This is a genomic window from Pseudobacteroides cellulosolvens ATCC 35603 = DSM 2933, assembly GCF_001262605.1.
Taxonomy (GTDB): Bacteria; Bacillota; Clostridia; order Acetivibrionales; family DSM-2933; genus Pseudobacteroides; species Pseudobacteroides cellulosolvens.
In genome coordinates this window covers 6320968-6339109 of the sequence record NZ_LGTC01000001.1, presented here as the reverse complement: position 1 = coordinate 6339109, position 18142 = coordinate 6320968, and the positions used below count along the sequence as shown (strand labels likewise).

The 18142-nt window shown below is 35.7% G+C and carries 4 protein-coding genes; 1 reads left to right on the top strand and 3 read right to left on the bottom strand.

The window, feature by feature from the left end; genetic code table 11:
* Positions 1-10 precede the first annotated feature (10 nt).
* A complete protein-coding gene (locus Bccel_RS26185; RefSeq protein WP_050753885.1) occupies positions 11-10537 on the bottom strand; it encodes a Kelch repeat-containing protein in 10527 nt (3508 codons plus the stop codon).
* A gap of 41 nt (positions 10538-10578) precedes the next feature.
* Positions 10579-11970: a dockerin type I domain-containing protein gene (locus Bccel_RS26180; RefSeq protein WP_152966098.1), complete on the bottom strand. Its 1392-nt coding sequence runs from the start codon at positions 11968-11970 to the stop codon at positions 10579-10581.
* A 44-nt stretch (positions 11971-12014) separates the two neighbouring features.
* Between Bccel_RS26180 and Bccel_RS26175 the strand changes: the two genes are divergently transcribed.
* On the top strand, positions 12015-13637 hold the full coding sequence (locus tag Bccel_RS26175) for an IS1182 family transposase (protein ID WP_050753179.1): 1623 nt from the start codon (positions 12015-12017) through the stop codon (positions 13635-13637).
* A 91-nt stretch (positions 13638-13728) separates the two neighbouring features.
* Here Bccel_RS26175 and Bccel_RS26170 read toward each other — a convergent pair whose 3' ends face one another.
* Positions 13729-17508: a S8 family serine peptidase gene (locus tag Bccel_RS26170; protein ID WP_050753883.1), complete on the bottom strand. Its 3780-nt coding sequence runs from the start codon at positions 17506-17508 to the stop codon at positions 13729-13731.
* Positions 17509-18142: the final 634 nt, after the last annotated feature.

The window sequence follows — 18142 nt, the reverse complement described above, 5'->3', positions numbered from 1 at the left end:
TCCTTCCGAATTATTTTAGTGCCTCTTTAACAGCATCCCTTATTTTATTCCACCAAGGAGTAACATATTTTCTATGTACTTTCCCTTGAATTCCTGTTTTATTAGCAGGGTCTGTCGGGCTTCCACCCATTTTAACAGGCTCTATTTCGTGAATTTCAAGTTCGTTTGCTTTTATATTAGGATCTGCTTTTGAAATTTTTCTATTTGCACTATTTGCTGCTTTTCTTGCATCGTTATATGCATCACCCTCAAGTAACTCCCATGTTTTATTTTTATCTGGCAAAGGAACATAATCGTCAGGATAGTCACTCCAATCATTTATCTTAAAAGTTTTATTGCTCTTATCGACAATTTCCACTTTTGGAGTATTCCCACCAACTCCCGCAACATCATCAGCCTTCTTTGCAACCTTTTTTCTAGCCTTTTTTGTAGCCTTTTCACCAGCTTCCCTACCTTCGCCATACACCACTTTCATGAAGTTTTTCTGAATGGCATTTTTCTCAACAACCTCGCCTGCAGCTTCTACAGCATTATCAACATAACGACCAAGTTTGCCTACGCCTACCATTTCGAGTTTAGGTCCGATATACTTGGTTATATTTACTGCATCTTTGGCTTTATCTACAAGTGCGGTTACTTTGCTGGTATACTTTGAGGTCTTTTCGAGAACCTGAGCTACCTTACCAACCTTTGCAAGCTTATCAAGTCCCTTGGTTCCTGCTACTGATAATGCGACTTCTCCAACAAGCCTTCCGAAGAACTTGGCTCTTGTTTTGGCATCACCGTGAATCAAGTTATCATTTACAGCTTTTCCGATTGCCTTTGCTGCCGACTTACCTGCGTTTATTGTCTTGTTTAATGCTTCCTTCGGATGATTGTATGCGTATACAACACCATCCTTTACTGTTCCTACAAGTTTTTTTGCACTGTCCAGTGTTTCCTGAGGGTGAGTTACTGCATAGTATGCACCCTTACCCATATCTGCAACTCCGGTTACAGCACTCTTTCCTGCATCATAAAGTCCTTCACAGAATCCTGTTACTACTGGTGCTTTCTTATCTACGTAGTTCCATGCCGATTTTGCTGTATCTGCAACTGCACTTCCTGCTTTTTTGACTCCTCCCCACAATTCCTTCCAAAAATGTCCGCTTGGGTCATGGTATATCAGAGGATTGTTTGCACAATATGCATAGAGGTTCAAGCTTAATGGATCATTCGGATCTCCTGTATATGTGTCCTCTGTCAGGAATCTTGCTGTTAAGGAATCATAGTATCTTGCTCCAATGTAATACAGCTTTGTCTCGCTGTCATAGAAATATCCTGCATAGTTTACATCGTTATTTAATTTTTGTGTTGTTTCCTGTCCTGATGTTGTATAGTACTTGTCCTCAATTATATTTCCGAAGGCATCATAGTAATATGTTGCCGCAATGCTTCCATCAGGTCTTACAAGTGATGTTACGTCACTGTGTCCGTTGTAGAGGTAATAGTAATTTTCATTTTCAACTCCATTTACTATTATACTACGTGATAGCAGGTTTGTTCCATAAATATTTCTGACTTGCTCACCTGTTAACTGGTTGTATTCGGAGACCACTTTGTCGTACTCATACAGGTACTTTATCGTAACAGTTCCTGTTGTTTTTGATACTCTGAACCCTTCACCATCGTATGCATAGTATGTGGTAACTGAATTTACATTTGCTGAATCAAGCCTGTCAAACTTATCATATGTGTATCCTGCTACCTGTTCCAATGGTAATACGCTGTTCTTTGAATATGTCCTTGTTATTGTCGTCTGGTTTCCATTAAGATCATATACATATTTCAACATATCTGTAGTATACGTATCCTGAGTTATTGTAAGATCAGCTGACGAAAGAGATGTACTATCCTTTGTAACCACATCGGTGATACAACCTCTCGCATCATATGCATAAATCTTGGCAATCTTGCTCTTAATAGTGTAACTGCTATCTTTTGAGGTTACTACTTCTGTTTTTCTGTTTCCAATACCATCATAGGAATACTCAGTTGTCCTTTCATATGCATTGGCACCATATAGAGCAATATTCTTTTCAACAACCTTACTGAGCCTGCTTAGTCCATCATATTGGTAGCTAGTTGTTCCCTTGTTGTCCAGTTTTGTTATGATGTTGTCATTCTCATCATAAACATAGGTATAGCTTTCAGTTGCTGTACCGTTTACTGTGTTTGTCAATGTCTTTGGCTTGTTGTCCTCATAATATGTATAGCTTTCATCTACTGGATATGTGCTGCCATTGGAATATGACAATGATTGCAGGCTTCCATTATTATAATAACTGTATTTTGCAATAACTTTACCTTTTAAAATGTTACTTGCAACAGATAGATTGAGATAACCATCAATAACATACCTTAATCTTTCCTCATTATCATATACTTTTGTTACTTTTTTACCGATTGTGTCTCCAGGTTTTATTGTTTCAATAGTTTCTGCAGTTAGTCCTTTTTCATTAAATACGCTTTCAGGCACGACTATATCATATTCATACTTATTTGTGCCCCCAGGAGTTGTCTTTGTCATAACCCTGTTTAACATGTCAAATGTTCTTGCTATTGTGACAGTTGCCTTTGTCTTGTCGTCAATACCCTCAGGATTGCCATTGCTGTCATACCTGTAAGCTGTTATTTCTGTAGGTGTAGTTCCAAGCAGGCTTACTGAAGTTACGTTGCCGTCACTGTTATAAACATAGCCGAATTTATCACCTTTTCTGTTGGATTTTGTACAAATCAATCCGTTAGTATAATAGTTATAACTGTCAGACTTACTGTTTCCGTCATACCTAGCTGTTACCTGGTTACTAACGTTATAATCATATTTTGATATTTGTTTTACATTTGTTAATGTAGGTTCTCCGTTTGTATCAAGCTTTGGAATACCAGCTAACAAAGTAACTTCGGCATAATCCATCTGAGTCATATTGCCTTTAACATCATATGTATATCTTGTAGCATATACTTTTCCGTCATTGTCTACTGGACATATTACATATTTGAGATTATTATATTCATCATATTTGTAATATGTTGTCTTATTTCTGCCGTCAGCCTTGCTCATTATGTTTCCGGCATAATCATAGACAATTGTTTCCATGTCTATCATTACTTGTGCATTTATTGCATTGGTATGGCTCGGCTCAATTGTTTTTACAAGTCTCCCGAGTAAGTCATAGTTGTAAGTGGTGATTCTATATTTTGAAGAATCACTTGTGTTTGATGCTTCACTTGATTTTGATTGTCCGTTGTCCCTGTTGTACTCATAAAGACTTAAATTCTTTATTGTACCGTCGGTGTTTACTACAGCCTCACTCATTAGCCTGTTTAACGGATCATATGTGTTTTTCGTAGATTTTTTTACACTTGTTCCATATGTTGTATCTATTACTGCGTTTTCCATCTTTACAACATTTCCGTTTTTATCATAATACGTTCTTGAAGCATGATCAACGCTTCTTCCGTCATTTGTGACAACAGATGCTGTTGTATTAACAAGCCTGTCAGCTTCGTCGTAGTAGAAGCTGGTTTTATTTTGCTTGGCATCATAAGCCTCGCTAAGGTTGCCGTTTGCATCATATACAGAAGAAATTGTAGTTGCATTTGTTAATACTATTTCCTTATTGGCATCATAGCTGCCTTTTTCTCCGTGTTTCTTTATAACAACCTTGTCATTTCCATCATATGTGTATACATCAGCTATACTTGGCATGTTGAATGTAGTACTGTAATAGACTGGTGAGCTGGCATCGGTGTACTGCATTTTTACACGGCCCAGTTCGTCATACTGACTTGTAAGTACATAATCTCCAACTGTTGCATCTCCATGATATGTTACAGTTCTCACCTGGTTGAATGCATTGTATGTGTATTTTACAATACTATTACCGATTGTTGATTTAACCACATTTCCGGCAAAATCAAATTCATCGGTGCTTAAAGTTACTGCTGTAACAGAAGGATTTACATCAACACATTTTTTAACCTGTACTGTTTTCTTTCTGTTATAGTCATCATAATTGTATATAGTCTCATCATAATGCAAATCGTTGGCATATCCAGTTACTGCAATATGTCCTCTTGCTTTCTTCTCAGAAGTCATTCTTCCGGAAGTATCATAGGTGAATATCTGTGAGTTGCTGCTGCTTGAATCCTGCTTTATATCTGCATAAGTCACTGTACTAACTTTATCTGCAGGTGTGTATGTATATACGGTTCCATAACCAAGTGCAGCAATCTGAGCTGGAGTTGAGTTTACTGGGTTTAAGCCTATACTTACAATCTCTGCATATGACCTTGTACCTAAATCATTGTTTAATATTACCTTGCCTCTTTCATAGGCACCTTTTTCATATCCTGCAGCATTAAGTACCTTGGTTACATTACCATTGGCATCATACAAATACGCTTTAGAAATATAGTTAACAGTATTTTCATTCCAACCATCACCTGTATCCTTAAGAGTATATTCCTTACCATTATATCCTTCTGTCTGTATTCTGCCCATCTTATCATAAGTGAAGGTATTTCTGTTCAGGTTATCTACATTGACGATGTCATCCGCTGTGCCTGTATAATTTTCTGGTAAAACTTCATCAGTTTTTCTTCCTGCTCTATCATATTTGAATACAGTTATTTCATCCTTAATAATTGGATTATTATTTGCGTCATAATCCTTTGTAACATCTTTTCTGATTACCTTTTCAAGGAAACCGCTTGGATTATATCTGTATTCAATAATATTGCCTTTTGCATCTTTACTCTTACTTACATCACCTTCATTGTTATACTCGGTGTTGGTACTTATTGATACATCGTTGTTGTCCTTATCCTTCCAAGTCCTTATTATATCTGTGACTTTGTTCATTCCATTGTAGTGGTATTCGGTAACAACTTTACTTTTCGTATCAACATATTGATTCTGATCGAATATTAAACCGCTTGTTTCTTTGTAGAGGTTTCCATTCAAATCATATTCATATTTTGTGCAAGTCTCAACAAGGTCAGTGTTTTGACTATTATCGGCCTTTGTTGTATTATTGCCGTACAAGTCCTGTTTTTCGACTTTTACCCTTTTATTCACAGGTAAACCGAGATAATTGTGATCATACAGTGTCTCAATGGTTTTTTGGGTATTTACAGTGACTGTTCCTGTTCCAGTGTCATTACTTATTATTCCATCACTGACAGTTTCCTTTTCACTGTATACATTTCCATCATTATCATACTTGAATTCAATAACCTTTCCTGTCTTTTCTTCAAATGCATTATTTCTTTCTTTATCAGTGGACCTCCACAATTGCCCATTACCGTAATATTCATTAACAGTAATTGATGCTGCAGTAGGAGTTGAATTAAGTGATACTCCTGCATTGTCATTTCCGGTAATAGTTGTGCTAACCCTTCCAGCCTTATCATAAACTGTCTTGGAATACACATATTTAATAGTGTTGTTCCTAAATGGCACCCACTGTTCATCGTATTTGGCTTTTCTTGCAGAGTCATACAGTCCGTAATTAAAGTAGCTTTTGCTTAAATTACCGTCGGTTTCAGTTCTTATCTTACCATCTGCATAATACTCTCTTACAACTTTGCTGGTATCAGGATAGTCTATCTGAATAAGCCTTCCAGCATAATCGTATGTATTTGTTGTGCTTGCAGTATCAGTGTCGCTGAAATATTCTGTATGAGTTTCTGTTGTTTTACCACCGCTCACATTATAACTGTAGCTTTCGAGTATTCCTTCAGGCCCGTTAACCTGTACAAGCCTGTTCATCCAGTCATACTGATAAATATACTCTGATCCGTTCGGTTTTGTCAATTTCTTGAGGTTATCCGATTCATCGTAAGCATATTTTGTTGTATTACCTTCTGTGTCAGTTTCAGTTGCAATCTTACCGTCACTATAATAGGTATATCTGAATCCAACATCTTCTTTGCTCTCACCATACTTTTTATACAGCTCAGGTGATAATTCCTGGACTTTTCTGTCAAACTCATCGTACCTTACATATGTCACACTTTCCTCTGAAGGATCCAGCCCTTTTTTGATTATCTTCTGCACATTACCATTTTTGTCATAATCATAATTCGTAGTATAGCCTTTCTGTGTTATTTCTGTTTTGTGTCTGCCAGATATATCATAATCACTGTAAGTTGTTGTCTCAGTACCCAAGGTTGATCCTGTGTTGTTTTCCTTTACAGCTGATATATTATAATCCCCAGTCTTATTATATACAAAGTTTTTTGATCCTGCTGCCATATTCACACTTCCTACAACTGGTGTTGTGAAACTATTGTCTATTCCATAGAAAGTCACAGTTGCTCCAGCATCATGCTTGACTATATCCGATAAAGCTATCGTGGTTACTCCATTTGCTACGGTGATGTTTGCCGTCTTCGGTGCTCCGCTTGTTCCAGCTTCGCTACCAGTTATGATTGCTTGACCAAATACACTTGTAAGTCCTGCATCACTGCTTAATGAAGCTGATCGGTTAATGGTTATCTTATAGTACTGTGTTGTGCTGTTTGCCGCTACAACCTTGATATAAACGTTCGTACCTGTTCCTACTACCAAATTCACACTTCCTACTACTGGTGTTGTGAAGCTACTATCCGCTCCATAGAAGGTCACAGTTGCTCCGACATCACGCTTGATGATATCAGATGCCGCTACAGTTGATACTCCATTGGCTACGGTGATACTTGCTGTTTTCGGTGCTCCGCTTGTTCCAGCTTCGCCTCCAGCTATGATTGCCTGACCCAGTACGCTGTTAAGTCCTGCATCACTGCTTAAAGTGGCTGATCGGTTGATGGTTACCCTATAGTACCTTGTTGTGCTGTCTGAAGCCTTAACCATGATGTAGACGTTCGTTCCTGATCCTGCTGTCAGACTCACACTTCCTGTAGCTGGTGTTGTGAAGCTGCTGTTAGTTCCGTAGAAGGTCACAGTTGCTCCGATATCGTGCTTCACTATATCCGATGCAGCTACTGTGGATACGCTATTGGCTACATTGATGCTCGCTGTCTTCGGTGATGCACTTGTTCCTGCTTCACTACCTGCTATGATTGCCTGACTCAGTACACTGGTAAGTCCTGCGTCGCTGCACAATGAAGCTCGGTTGATAGTTACTTTATAGTACTGTGTAGTGCTGTTTGCTGCTACGACCTTGATATAGACATCTGACTTTGATCCGCCTTCAGGATAAGTTATTGTATCCAGCAATCCCTTGATTGTATCAGTATTACCAGCTATTTCATCATTATATTTGTATTCCGTTATTGAAAATAATGATTTATCGCTGGTTCCTTCAGTATATTTTATAGTGTTTAAATCAGTAGTTTCAACAACACTATTTAAGTTCAACGGGCTTACTATACGCTTTAATCTTCCCTTAGTGTCATAATCATACTGAGTTGCCTCCAGGCATTTCTTCTTGGTTACTCCATCATAATAACCGTCAAACAAATACTCGCCTGAAAGATTATGAATCTTTAATGCTGTACTACCTGTAAATGTGCTGTCAGAATAAACATACTTATTCCTTATATATTTCGTTCTTTGAGCCTCAGCGTTAGCAGCATAATCTTGTTTTTCATAGAGGGTTCTTTGTGTTACATCCCCTGAATTATCCTTTTCAACTACAGTTACATTACCATACCTGTCGGTTATTACTTCCTTTGTCTTATAGTTTGTAGTACCTGCCTGCATATCCTTATAAGTATTTTTATAGAAGTCGTCTCCTTCTTTTAGATTGGTAATATTGCGTTCTGTATTTGTCGCATCATATATAAAGTAATTTGTCTTTGTAGGGGAAAGTCCTACATTGGCTCCATCATCCGGTTCTTCCTGAGATATAGGTTTCATATCCATAACGCTCATAACCGTCTTATGTTTATAGCCCCTCTTATCAAATGTATATCTTATGAAGCCTTCAGAATCTGCCAGATTGCTGTTTTTCTCATCAATCGTTACATCATAGTACTGGTATACCTCCATATTTCTTTCTGAATCAGTCTGTCTTATTATTCTTTCAAGAACATTGTCATATGTATTTGTCATTTCAACAATACCATTCTCACTGACAGATTCGAGAAGACCTACCTTATTGGGCACATATGAGTATACCGTTTCATTTCCCTTTAAATCAATAACACCTATTAGCTGATTATTGGAGTCATACCTGAATACAATATATCCGGTTTTATTAACATTGTTTTCTTTATAGCCTACACTTATTGTTTTTATTAGGTTGGCATTGCTGTTTGTTATTTCAGGATGGCCTGCTGCTGTATATGCATTGCTGTCATAATTAAATGTAAGTTTTCTGTTTGTTACACCAGAAACTGCATCTGAAACAGAAGTTACTTTTCCAGATGTGTATCCTATTGTCAATACATTTCCGCTCATGTCTGTTATATTAGCCAAAAGTGCAGGAGTAGTAACTGCTAAATCTGCTCTTGTATACACATACATAAGCTTTTCATCTTTTCGATATAACTTAAATGTCTTTCCATCCGCTGTTTCCAATTGATCATAGTTACCAAATGCTGCATATTTGGTAGAAGTACCTATCTGCTTAAATACTTCCTTTGAACCGGTAGGATAAGTAACTTCATATTTCTTTTCAGGTGATGACTTAAGATAGCTTTTATACATCCATCCGTTAATACCGAATTTAGGTATATTTACATATACCCACCCATTATACTCGTCAACACTCTCATATCTAGATACCATAGTGCCATTGCTATAGCTGTCGATTATAGGACCTTCCGGCCATTCTCTTAAATTCAAACTCGATGCAATTACAACATAATCACTGGCACCAGTAACATCTTTTATGCATGTATCGAAGTTGCTTCTCCAGCCTTTACCGATATTTGTAGACTCATTTCTTGCTGCTGAGTTATATGACCGTTCGAATACAAAATCTACTCCTGTAGTATCGATTGCTATATCCTTAATCTGGTCGGTATAGTTTCCTGTCAATACGTTTACATGATTGTCAAGATACATCTTCTTGGCAGCTGTAGTATCACGTCCCAGGTATTTATCAGGGAATTTAATACCAGGTATCTGCTGAGGTATATATTCAACAAGATTTTTTAATGCAACACCATTATCCGTGGCCGAACCACCGGAAATATATATTCTGTTATACAAAGTTTCTGTGCCAAATCTAAGCTTTGCAGTAATTAACTTTTGTGTTTTTGCTACATAGTTAATTACAAGCGGATTAGTATTAGTAGTATTATTAGCATTACCAGGAGTACATTCAATAATTGAATCCTGTTCGGAAGATGCTACACCAGTTGAGTTGTTACCATAACCACCCATTATATAGATCTTGCCGTTTACGACAGCAGTTCCAAAGGACCTTCTGTCAAATCCCATACTTGTTGCTGCTTCTACCTTTGAAGCAGAGGGGGTTATAACTTCAACCTTATTTATTGGATTTCCATTGCTTCCCTTACCCCCGAATACATAAATCTTATCATTTAAAACTGCTACTCCAAAGGAACTTCTAGCATATGTCAATGTGTAAGACTTTTTCTGAAGCTTTTCTGTCCCTGCCGGAGCATTTGGATCAAACTCGAGAATATCATTGAGGTATGTTCCATTACTGTCAATACCACCGATTATATATATCTTACCGTTAACAACTGCCGCTGAATGTTCATATCTCTTCAGCCACTCAGGATTAGTATATGTATAATCGGGATAGCTAGTTGAAGAACCAGTATCATACGTTTCGATATTGTTAATATAATTAGTTGTTGTTCCGGTCTTGTTTATTCCCCCAATTATATATATTAAATTGTTCATTGCCACTGCTGCAAAGCTGCTTCTTTCAACTTTCATTGAAGTATCACAGTTAGTCCAGCCAATACCTTCTGCACCATACAGATTGAACTTTTCAACTGATTTCAAGGACGAACCTGTATCTCCAATACCACCAAGGACATACATTTTACTACCTATGCTTACAGCACAGTGGTCTTTTCTTGCATCAGTCATTTTCTCAGGTCTTTCTTGTATTGCTACCTTAGGCGTAAATGGATCATCACTTGAAACTGATACCTTTACTCCATTCCTGGCTTCCGGTGGATAAAAGATACAGTTAGGATTTGATATTACAAGAATATTAAACCTCGAGCCATTTCCATTGTTATAATTAGTTACATTGCTTTCAAATTTATTGAAAGTAATTATTTGTTGTGTAGTACCACTTAAAATAACCTTGTGGTTTCCATTTGCATGAAAGTTATTATGCTGTCCATAACCTTGTGTAAAGTTACCTTTTATTTCAAGAGTGCCTGCTGTCAATATATCAGTGCCACCAAGATATGAATAAGCACCAAAGTTGCCATTAACAAGGACATAATCTCTTGGATTCAGCATTTTTAATCTACCATGATATTGGGTAGTAGTGCTGCCAGTTTCAAAGTTAGCACCAACAATAATTCTCCCATTATTTACATATACTGTCGGCATTGAATTAGTGGTTCCTCTTTGAAGTATACTTCCCTGTACCTCTATTGTCCCCCTGCAACATCTAATAATCCACCTTTTTGTATTATATCCCCTGTGACTGTTAATTTATTTCCATTCAAATTAAATACAGTTGACTCATAAGGAAGATCCAGAATAAGGTTTCCTGTAATTGTCAGATTACATTTTAATGGATTTTTGATCTGCGAGATTCTTACATCACCATATAGTTTTGTTGTATTTGTACTTGTAGTATTTATTAGAGTATTTACATATAGTTTGGATTTGACCGTAATCAGGTTATTATTTGAGTCATATTCTTTAATATCACCAAACTTAATACCTTCAGCACTTGTATTTTTTATTTCCAAATTATTAAACATAGAATTGTTATTCTCAATTCCAGCACTGACAAATATAACAGTTTGAGTAGAAGTTCCGCTTAATATAACCTTGTGGCCACCGCTTGTGTGAAAATTAGCAGGATTCCCCATAATTACATTCACAGCAACCGGAGTATTAGTATTATCAACACCTTGCAGGAAATTACCCTTGACTTCCAAAGTACCGTTTGTCAAACAAGGCTTACCATCTCCTGATTGTTGATTGTTTAAGCAATGGTCAATCCTTGAAACATCAATAAAGTTTCCATTAACAATAACTTTATCCTTGGAATTCCTCATCAAAAGAGTACTCCAGTTTTGAAGCTTATAGTCACCATTAACTGTTAAAGTACCATTATTAATGTTTATTATAGAATTCTTTGATGTCTCTTCAGTAGAAGTCTGTGTTAAATTTCCATTTATGGTTAGACTATGACCATTAAGATCAATAGTATTATTCTGAAGAGTATAGTTACCATCTACTACAGTGTCCTCATTTAGGGTAAGCTTACCATTATTAAACTTTAGAAAATACTGAGGATATCCTGATATTGACTTGTTAAAATGGCCTGCAATAATAATCACATCACTCATATTGATTGCATTGTTTCTGTCAAGGTCACATAATAAATCGTACTTACTATCCTGATATGTAACATTAAAACGTTGTGCAATTCCCATAACATCACTCATGTTAATAGCATTATCCTGATTAATATCCCCTGGCCAGAGAACAAACGGATTAGCACTGGTGTTAATATTTACAATCTGGGTATTATCATTATTGGTTATATTTACTCCATCAATAATCCTTGTTAGATAACCAACTTTTGACACCTCAAGTCTGTATCCAAGCCCCTCTTTTATTTCACCAATTGAAAAGAATCCATTCGAATCGGTTAGTATATTGTCTGGGCTGCAATAATACTGCCCATTTATCATTCCTTTAACCAGAACCTTATATCCTGACTTGTCGTTTGATGAATCAGATTTAATATGGGGCTGTTGCACTAAGAAATTAGTGTAGGAGCCTTTTTTACTTGCAAAAAACAATTGCCAGACTATTCAAAGTCCGGCAAAAGGTGTAAAATATTTTTATGCTAGTAAAAAATTTAACACATAAAGATTATACTACGCACGGTGGTTTCTATCAATTAAAATTGCCGTTAAATGTTGAATGTATGATTCCGAATGATGATTCTGTAAGGTTGCTGGGTCAAATTGTAGAGGAGATGAATTTATCAGAATTATATAAGACTTATTCCCGTTTAAGGAAAAAACAAGCAACCCCAACACAGATGCTGAAGATCATGCTATATGCTTATATGAATAGTAATTATTCTACAAGGAAAATCGAAAGAGCCTGCAAGCGGGACATTAATTATATGTACCTTCTTGAAGGCTCGCCTGCTCCGGATTATACAACAATTGCAAGATTCAGAAGTATTCATTTTGCACCTGTTTCAGAAAATCTTTTGGCACAGTTTACGCAGATGCTTGCTGAAAACAAAGAAATTTCAATGAAAAATCTATTTATTGATGGGACAAAGCTTGAAGCTGCATCAAATAAATATACTTTTGTCTGGAAAGGTTCTGTCACTAAGAATCAGAAAAAACTGATGGATAAGCTCCCAACTTTTTTAAAACAAACAGAAGAGAATTTTGGATTTAAGATTTTATATGGTGAAGAAATCAAGATGCACCATTTGAAAAAGCTCAGACGTAAACTTTGCAAAATAAAAAACGATGAAGATATTCAATTTGTCTCTGGTATAGGAAAAAGAAAATCTCCTCTCCAAAAAACATTTGAACAGCTGGATGAATACATATCAAGGCTCAAGAAATATAATAAGCATCTGCATCTTATGGGGGATAGAAATAGCTATTCAAAGACAGACCCTGATGCAACCTTCATGAGGATGAAAGAAGATGCTATGAAGAATGGGCAATTAAAACCCGGCTACAACATTCAGTTTGGGGTAGATGCTGAATATATAGTATGGATTAGTGCTGGACCACAGCCTACAGATACAACCACGCTAATACCATTTTTAGACAGCATAAAGAGTCGTTTGAAGTATACTTACAGAAATATAGTTGCAGACTCAGGCTATGAAAGTGAGGAAAACTACGTCTATCTCGATGAGAACGGTCAGCTTGCTTTTATCAAACCTTCCAATTATGAAATTAGTAAGACACGGAAATATAAAACTGATATCAGTAGGAAGGAAAATATGAGCTATGACAAAGAAAACGACTTTTATATATGTAGCAGCGGTAAAAAGCTTGTAGCCACAGGGATTAAATTCAGCAAAAGCAAGACTGGCTATAGAAGTGAGAAAACCTGTTATACATGTGAAGATTGCACTCAATGCCCTATTAAATCAAAATGCATTAAGGGAAACAGCAAAAAGCCATTGGAAGAACGAACCAAGCATCTTGAAGTTTCAAAACTATTTCAGCAAAAACGTGAGGCAGCGATAACCAGAATCCTTAGTGATGAGGGAAAAGAGCTCAGAATGAACCGAAGTATTCAGTCTGAAGGTGCTTTTGGAGAAATAAAACAAGATATGGGATTCAGACGTTTTTTGTGTAAAGGGAAAAAGAATATCTTGGCAGAATGTATTCTTCTTGGCTTAGCTCATAATGTAAACAAACTGCACAACAAAATTCAGTCAGAACGATGTTCTACATATTTACATCCATTAAAAACAGCTTAGATAAAAATGTTTATAATAAAGAGCATAAATCAGTAAGCTTTATTTGCTATACTCTTTTTTCAAAAGAAAGAAAAAGAATATAATATTTTGGTTAAAATATTTCACTATCATTATAGAAATGGGGCGTTGTACTACGATTATAAATCGTAATTGCAACAGCCCCTCCAGATTTTACATCAACAGTAGGAATCTCATTTTCAATTGAATTGGTAGTAACCGTTTGTGGATAAGCAGGAAAGCCTAGATTTGCAACTTTTGAATTACTAACAGCAAGTCCTGAATTAATCTTCTGTCCATCCACATTAAATAAATATACTCCATTTAGAGCATTTGGCATCGTTTCGCAATTTTGGAACGCAAATTGTATCTGGTAATCCATCAACACTTTGAATTTTATTACAGCAAAAATTCCGTCTTTATCATATACTCCGCTTTGCTTGTAGCTGTCAATATTTGTGTAGCCCACAGCAAAATTTAATGTACCGTTTGTTAGATCATTTGTTGCATTTGTAAATAACGAATGGCTCTGATTAAGCAATACGGTTCTTCCTGCCGGTAAAGTAGATTGAGTAAATGGACTCATGTCATTCATTACAGGTTGAACAACCTTGGGGTTGTACTTCAAGTTAAACTGGTATCCAGATATTGAAGGTAATGTCTGCCCCTTTATAGTTGCAGTAATAATGTCCCCCTTTAATGCAATAGTCCTGTCAAGATCTATGCTTATCTTTCCAAGATTTAAATCCTTTAGTGTCAATTTATAGTCATCCAATTCGGAAAAGCCTGACCACGAATTGACTTTTAAATAATATTTGCCAGTTGAAAGATCAACTTCTATATTTTCATCACTATTCCCAGGTACAGTAGAACGTCCAACTTCAACAAATTCCCCACCTTCATATGAGTATAGGTAGACATCATAATCAGTACCGTAAGGTACGTTTTGTAATTTTACAGAAACCTTAGTATTTCTGGATACTAAAAATGAATAACAGTCTGTATCATCCACATTGTCTATCGTTCCATATGAGCTAGTTTCCAAGTTAATTTCCGGTCTTGATTCACTCATTACGTCATTGAGTTTTTCATTTGGTTCAAATTCATCAGGAGTTACTACTACAGCTTTAAGCTCGTAAGTATCTGAGGGACTAAAGCCGCTATACGAATATACTCTTATATAATATTTCCCTGGTGCATTTATAAGACATGCAGATACTTCATCTTTATTACTGCTGGCATATGAGCCTCCAATAAGTGAGCCATCACCTTTATAAACCTCTACATCGTAATCACAATTTACAGGAATGCTTTTCATTGTAACACTAATCTTGCCGGTTTTTGCTGTATTTAATTCAAACCAGTCCTCATCGGTGCTTATATTAAGTGTAGGGTTTATGGTTGTATTGACTGTAATCGGTTTTGCTGTATCTTCACTATCGTTAGGTTCAAAACTATCAGGTGAATTATTGGTTGCATACGCCATTAGTTGATAGTTATGATGCTGTGAACTACTACCAAATGTAAACTTTTCGACACTAATGAAATATGTTCCTGTAACAGTTGGTGTATATGTTATAGATTCGTCATAATTGCTTGAGTATGTTGATCTACCTATCTCTATACCTGAACTATTGTATAGATATAAGTCATAGTCATCACCTTGTGCTATTCCTGTCAACGTAAATTTATATGCAGTTGATGCTTGGAGACTTATAGAATATATATCTTGGGCATATGTTGTGTCCATAGTCCCAAAAACTGTTCCTTGATTTATAAGCTGAGGTGAACTAAAGGAATGGTTGGCGTTATTATCCATAATATAACTTAATGTCGAAACATCCTGTAAACTGGTTAGACCCCTTTTTATCTCAACCTTTTCTGGAACTGATGGTGCTGTTCCACCCATATCGACAACATAATCCTTGACATTTAGCACTTGAGTACTATACTCTTGATTATCCTTAGTAATGGACACTAATTTTAAGAACTTTATTTCTTCTGTATTACTTTCTTTTAAAATAATTTGATGTTTTTTAGTCAATTCATTAACTTTTATGTTTTTCTCAAGAAGATTAGATTTACCGTAGTATACTTCTGAACCAGAGTCAACGTCAGTAGTCCATGTTACAGCTAAATAATTTCCTTTCATTCTTGATATTGATATATTATTTATACCATCCTTTGTATTGAGGACATTATTATTTGGATTCTTCAATAATGAATCAATAAACAAATTACTTTTTCTGACTATTGGCTTATTAACTTTATGATTACCTGCTAAAGAAACACTATAATCTGTAGGGGACTGCTTTTCCCCAGGAATTAATGTTGGTGTAGGTAATATAGTGCTAGATGGCTCTCCAATCGGAGCCTGATTAAGAATAGATAGTTTTGCATTTAAGAGCCCTGAAGTTGAAACTTTGCCCTCAAGTCCTGAAATCTTTGTCACATTATTTCTGATTCTTGATTTTATTTGTGCTACGGATAAATTTATATCAACACTGCTCATAAGAGCTGCAACCCCTGAAACAAATGGTGCTGCCATCGATGTTCCACTCATATATCCATACTTATTTCCAGGTAAGGTACTTAAAATATTAACTCCTGGAGCAGCTACATCAATTCTAGAGCCATATGATGAAAAGCTTGCTAGTTCTCCTCTATTATCCACAGCAGCAACGGATATAATATTGGACAATCCAAAGCAAGCAGGGTATATAGGATCTGAGTCCACATATGTTCCCATGTTACCTGCAGCACATACAAAAACCATACCACTTTTTTCAATTGCTTCTTTCAGTGCTGGATTATATTCATTTCCTCCCCAACTGATATTTGCAATTGTTGCTCCCATAGATTCTGCATAACTAATTGCATTTAGTGCATCAGATGTATAACCATTACTACCATTAATAAATTTGATAGGAAGAACTTTAACTAGCGGAGATATCCCCGTTATACCAGAATTGTTTACCCCTGCAGCTATGATTCCTGCAACATGGGTTCCATGAGAATCCTGGCTTTCAGAATCATATACACTATTGTCATTATTTGCAAAATCCCATCCATTTACATCATCCACAAATCCATTACCATCATCATCTATGCCATTAACTATTTCTTCTGCATTTGTATATATGTTGTTTGAAAGATCTTTATGTTTTATATCTATTCCTGAATCAATAACAGCTACTGTTATATTTTCAGAACCCATAGTTAGATCCCAAGCCTCATTTGCCCTAATGTCCACACCAGCAGTACCAACTTGTCCCATTACATTTTGTCCACTGTTCGACAAGCCCCATTGTTCAGCATACCTATCATCATCCTGCGGTACAACATAAGAGTTCAGTTTAAAATCAGGCTGTGCATATTCTATATCTGGATCGCTTTTTAACTCATCCAAAATAGAATCCATGCTTTCTCCATCCTCAATTTCAACTACTTCCATCTGAAAATTGTCTAAATATTTTTTCGACATGAGTTTACGAGCTGATCTTTTAGAAGTTATTCTTTCCTTAACAGTAGTTCTTTTAGCCTTATTCTTATACTTAACAATTACTTCTTTTTTAGAAACCTTAGCTTCATTTTTAAGAATAGATTCGCTTTTTGATAAATCCTTTGCTTCATCATCAACGTTATCATCTGATATCGATGGTGTTGGAGATACTGAAGTCTTAGCTGTACTTGTCTCATTAACAGGATTCAATGTAGGAATTAGCGAACTCTCCTTTACTGTTTTATCACTTAAAACAGTTTCATTTGGATTTTCTTCTAAAGCTGTGCTGAATGCAATCCCCGTTGTAAGAAAAATCTGCGAGATAAACAAAAATAGCACAACAAAAGAAACTAGTTTTCTACCTTTTGACATTTTTCAACCTCCTTAAGAAAATAATAAAATACTGATAATCTATATAAAGCTTAAAAAGCATTAAGCCGGTAGAATTATAAGTGACTTTTTATAATTATCCTTATTGGCTAAAAGAACTTAATATATTAATATACATACAGCAATTTAAATGAAAGCTTTTTAATTTATGATAATTCGATAAGCATAAACAAATCATATATTATATTGCTCAATCACAGTTATAACCATATTTAACAATATACATATGTTAAGACTATATATTGGACATAATTTTAATTCTCTACAGATTATAATACTATTTACAGAAGATTTCAACTAATTATGTAAATTTTTTGTCAGAATTAAGTAAATATAGTCTTTATAATATTAACAGGCTAATTCTATATTTATATATGTTCCACCATTTTAATATTAGTCTAGTAGTGGATGGATATCATATAATTACACATTCTCAATACATCTGAAATACTCGTGTAATGTTAGCTAAATCAATGTTCAGCATCATGATTCCCAAGCTCCTAATTATCAATGAGTTTAAGGCTATTAAACCACTTGCTAATTCAAATAACGCTATACTAGCTGCTGATCCATTCCGAAGCTTTGCCAATTTCCTTAAGGTTCTCTTCTATCAATT